Genomic DNA, 3796 nt, shown 5'->3' on the forward strand with positions numbered 1-3796 from the left:
CCAGCCGAGGCACGATCTGGCTGGGCGGCAGGCTGGCGAACTCCGGCGCGTTGCAGGTGGCGACGATCTTGTCGCGTTCCGCCTCGCTGAGCCGGTTTGTCGGCGCCGGCCGGTCCGCAGACGGACGACGGTCCTCGCAGATCCCGCCGACCGGATCCCGCCAGCGCTGGAGCGTGCGTGGGTTCAGGCCAAGGGCAGCGCAAGCGGCTGTGAACCGAGCTCCGGCTGATACGGCCTCGTCGATGAGGGCTGCAACATGTCGGCGATCGTGAGCAGGCGTCATTCCTCCGCGCCTCCCTCTGGGCCCCAAATCGCCTCGGCCTTTTTTCGCAGGATCATCAGCGCCGCCGCCTCGGCCAGGGCCTTTTCCTTGCGCGCCAGTTCCCGTTCCAGCTGCTGCACCCGCTTGTTGGCGTCCCGTGTTTCCCGCGCGATCTGGCGGGACGCCGCTCGTTCCCAGTCGTTGGCCCGCGCGCAGGCCTCCCGCCAGACAGTCAGCTGATCGGGGTAGATGCCGCGGCGCCGACAATATTCGCCAAGCTCCACTGCATTCAGTGACGCCGTCTCGATCACCGCAGCGAGCTTGTCCGCTGAGGTCCAGCCCTCGGGACCCGCGTTCGCTTCGGGCAGGAACTGCCCCTTCGCCCGCGCCTCCGCCCGCCACTTGGCAAGCGTCGCCACGCTGATCCCTTCCTCCTTGGCCAGCCGGCCCAAGGGCATGTTGTTCGGCGGCAGCATCTTCCCGATCACCGCAGCCTTCCGTTCAGGTGAGTAAGCCATTTCGTCGTCCTGTCCCGCCCGCCTCAGAATACACTTTCTGCATCAGAGCAGGCGACAACTTCCCTGACAGAGGGGGATGGGCTGCCAGTCGCGGGTCTGACCTGACCAGCGTTCCGGGTGTACGGCGCGGGCCATCTGGTAGACGCGGTGGCGCTCTGCCAGCAGCGCCTTTTCCTCGCCACGATGGCGCTGGTCGGGTGTCACGAAGCGGATGGCGCTGTGCCGATGCTGGGTGTTGTACCAAGTGGCGAAGCCCTGGACCCAGGCCCGCGCCTCATCGATCGTCGCGAAGCCGCGGGTTGGCCAACCGGGCGTATATTTGCAGGTCCGGAACAGGGCCTCGGAGAACGGATTGTCATTGCTGACCCGGGGTCGGCTGAACGACGCGGTCACGCCGAGCCGCTCCATCGTCACCTTCATCGTTGTGCCCTTCATGGGGATGCCGCGGCGCCGACAATATTCGCCAAGCTCCACTGCATTCAGTGACGCCGTCTCGATCACCGCAGCGAGCTTGTCCGCTGAGGTCCAGCCCTCGGGACCCGCGTTCGCTTCGGGCAGGAACTGCCCCTTCGCCCGCGCCTCCGCCCGCCACTTGGCAAGCGTCGCCACGCTGATCCCTTCCTCCTTGGCAAGTCGGCCCAAGGGCATGTTGTTCGGCGGCAGCATCTTCCCGATCACCGCAGCCTTCCGTTCAGGTGAGTAAGCCATTTCGTCGTCCTGTCCCGCCCGCCTCAGTGGATACTTTTAGTGCAAGTGCGGGCGACAACTTTCCTGACAGAGGGGGACGGTTGGCTAATCGAACTGCAGTCTACAAGTATATTTTTAGCGGGTTCATGATGGATGATTTTGAAGTTGGCGGGCGGAACCTGGCGAAGGTTCACGCGGAAAAGAACGATACAAAATGGTATTGTTATTTCACCGGTTTCTTGAGGGAATCGTTGCAAGCGGACATGGTGAGAAAGATGAGGTCGAGCCTCTGCTTCAGCAATGTGCCGAGTTTGTGCAAAATCTCTCCGATCCTGATGCGCAGGACATATTTGACGATTTCGAGGCAGAGATAGATGTTTTGTAAGCGGTGGCTGCGGCCCACGTTGTCGGGCATCGGCATGATTGCGAGATCTACCCATCTCAAGATGGGGAGTGCGTTTCGCAATGTGTGCTATGAATTCGTTTCTCAGATCGCTGGGTGTGGAGGTCCATGCGTCAGGGCATCGACGGTGGCCGGATGATGTAAAGGCGCAGGTTGTCGCGGAGACGTTGGCGCCGGGCGCGACCGTGAACTCCGTGGCCGAGCGGTATGGGGTTAAGCCGAACCAGTTGTCCGCCTGGCGGGGCTTGGCGAAGAAGGGCAAGTTGGTCCTGCCTGCGGCCATCGACGCCTCCGCGGGGGCTGGTGAGCTCCCTGTCTTCGCGCCCCTTGTCCTGCGTGAGCCGGAGGAGCCAGTGGAGCGGGAGGCTTCGCCGCAGTCGGGCGACCTGCTTCGCATTGCCGTCGGCGTTGTCAGGATCGAGCTCCCCGCCGGCACGCCTGCAAGGCGGGTTGCCGAGATCGTTCATGCGCTCGGAGCTGAGGCATGATGATGCCGTCCCACACCGTCCGCATCCTGGTCGCGACACAGCCGGTCGACTTCAGGAAAGGACACGACGGGTTGGCGGCATTGGTGCAATCGGTGCTGAAGGACGATCCGTTCACCGGCACCGTCTTTGTGTTCCGGGCCAAGCGAGCCGACAGGCTGAAGATCCTGTTCTGGGACGGGAGCGGTCTGGTGATGGCATACAAACGCCTGGAGGAGACCGCCTTCATCTGGCCCGCGATCCGGGATGGCGTGATGACGTTGAACCGGGCGCAGTTCGAGGCGCTGTTTGCCGGGTTGGACTGGCGAAAGGTCAGGTCGCTGGAAGTGCGCCGACCGGCTACGGCAGAGTGATGTAGCGAGCGAATTGACGTGCAATTCCAGCCTCTTCCGGGTATGTTCGGAGCATGCCTGCCGCCGTAGAAATAGACCTGTCGGCCATTCCCGAGGACCAGCGTGAAGCTGTCGCCGCGCTGCTGCGTGAGCGGGGTGAGCTCAAGAATGAAGCGGCAAGCCTCAAGGACGAAACGGCCATCCTCAGGAGCGAGACGGCGGGTCTCAAGGACATCATCAAGCGCCTCGAGCATCTGGTGGCCGAGCTCAACCACCTCGTCCATGGCAAGCGATCCGAGAAGCTCAGCCTGTCAACGGCGGAGTAAAAACCGGCCACGCGGCGGCGCAAAACCAGGCCAGCGACAGGGCGCCAAGCGCCATGGCGCGCGCGCTTGCCGCATAGCTGGCGCGTGCCATGGCGCATTGGCCCGCAGGGCCAATCCTGTGGCGGGTGATCAGGTTCTGGCTTGGGCCTTTCGGGCGCGGCTTTGGCCGAGCCGATAGCTGTCGCCGTTCATCTCGAGGATGTTGACGTGGTGTGTCAGCCTGTCGAGCAGTGCGCCGGTCAGGCGTTCGGTGCCGAAGGTTTCGGTCCATTCGTCGAACGGCAGGTTGCTGGTGATCATCGTGGAGCCGCGCTCATAGCGCTGCGAGATCAGCTCGAACAAGAGCTCTGCGCCGGTCTTGCTCAGCGGCACGAAGCCCAGTTCGTCGATGATGAGCAGCTTGACGGCGGCCTGCTGCTTTTGCAGGCGGAGCAGACGGCGCTCGTCGCGCGCCTCCATCAGCTCGTTGACTAGGGTCGCGGCGGTGGTGAAGCTGACCGACAGCCCTTTCTGGCAGGCGGCCAACCCCAACCCGAGGGCAACATGGGTCTTGCCCGTGCCGCTCGGGCCGAGGGCGATGACGTTCTCGCGCCGATTTATCCACTCACACCGGGCAAGCTCCAGCACCTGCATCTTGTTGAGCTTCGGGATTGCCTTGAACTCGAAGCTGTCCAGGCTCTTGGTGGCCGGGAACTTCGCGGCCTTGATGCGGCGCTCGATCATTCGCCGCTCGCGGTCGATCAGTTCCAGCTCGACCAGACGCGCCAGGAACTGGACATGATC

Annotated in this window: 5 protein-coding genes and 3 pseudogenes; 3 read left to right on the forward strand and 5 right to left on the reverse strand. The window is 63.5% G+C overall.

The window, feature by feature from the left end:
• From JSE7799_RS16290 to JSE7799_RS16305, 4 genes and pseudogenes are all read right to left on the reverse strand, one after another.
• Positions 1-283: pseudogene (locus JSE7799_RS16290) on the reverse strand (IS3 family transposase); the annotation flags it as partial.
• On the reverse strand, positions 280-780 hold the full coding sequence (locus JSE7799_RS16295; protein WP_055664551.1) for a transposase: 501 nt from the start codon (positions 778-780) through the stop codon (positions 280-282). The gene JSE7799_RS16295 and the pseudogene JSE7799_RS16290, both read right to left, overlap by 4 nt.
• Before the next feature lie 42 nt (positions 781-822).
• Positions 823-1224: pseudogene (locus JSE7799_RS21895) on the reverse strand (integrase core domain-containing protein); the annotation flags it as partial.
• Between the two features lie 466 nt (positions 1225-1690).
• Positions 1691-1882, reverse strand: a complete 192-nt coding sequence (locus JSE7799_RS16305) for a hypothetical protein (RefSeq protein WP_144431771.1) — start codon at positions 1880-1882, stop codon at positions 1691-1693.
• Between the two features lie 59 nt (positions 1883-1941).
• Between JSE7799_RS16305 and tnpA the strand changes: the two genes are divergently transcribed.
• From tnpA to JSE7799_RS16320, 3 genes and pseudogenes are all read left to right on the forward strand, one after another.
• Positions 1942-2358: an IS66-like element accessory protein TnpA gene (gene tnpA, locus JSE7799_RS16310; protein ID WP_222101693.1), complete on the forward strand. Its 417-nt coding sequence runs from the start codon at positions 1942-1944 to the stop codon at positions 2356-2358.
• Positions 2355-2708: an IS66 family insertion sequence element accessory protein TnpB gene (tnpB, locus tag JSE7799_RS16315; protein ID WP_055662251.1), complete on the forward strand. Its 354-nt coding sequence runs from the start codon at positions 2355-2357 to the stop codon at positions 2706-2708. The genes tnpA and tnpB overlap by 4 nt, the downstream gene beginning before the upstream one ends.
• A gap of 53 nt (positions 2709-2761) precedes the next feature.
• Positions 2762-2995, forward strand: a pseudogene (locus tag JSE7799_RS16320) (hypothetical protein); the annotation flags it as partial.
• A gap of 147 nt (positions 2996-3142) precedes the next feature.
• On the opposite strand, the gene istB reads toward JSE7799_RS16320, so the two are convergent.
• Positions 3143-3796: IS21-like element helper ATPase IstB (gene istB, locus JSE7799_RS16325; protein WP_055664554.1), on the reverse strand; the 654-nt coding region annotated here is incomplete at its 5' end.

Origin of the sequence: Jannaschia seosinensis, assembly GCF_001408515.1 — a bacterium.
GTDB lineage: Bacteria > Pseudomonadota > Alphaproteobacteria > Rhodobacterales > Rhodobacteraceae > Jannaschia > Jannaschia seosinensis.

Coding starts and splice junctions, on each gene's coding strand:
- JSE7799_RS16295 (WP_055664551.1), bottom strand. CDS start 780: ATGGCTTACTCACCTGAACGGAAGGCTGCGGTGATCGGGAAGATGCTG.
- JSE7799_RS16305 (WP_144431771.1), bottom strand. CDS start 1,882: ATGCCCGACAACGTGGGCCGCAGCCACCGCTTACAAAACATCTATCTC.
- tnpA (WP_222101693.1), top strand. CDS start 1,942: ATGAATTCGTTTCTCAGATCGCTGGGTGTGGAGGTCCATGCGTCAGGG.
- tnpB (WP_055662251.1), top strand. CDS start 2,355: ATGATGATGCCGTCCCACACCGTCCGCATCCTGGTCGCGACACAGCCG.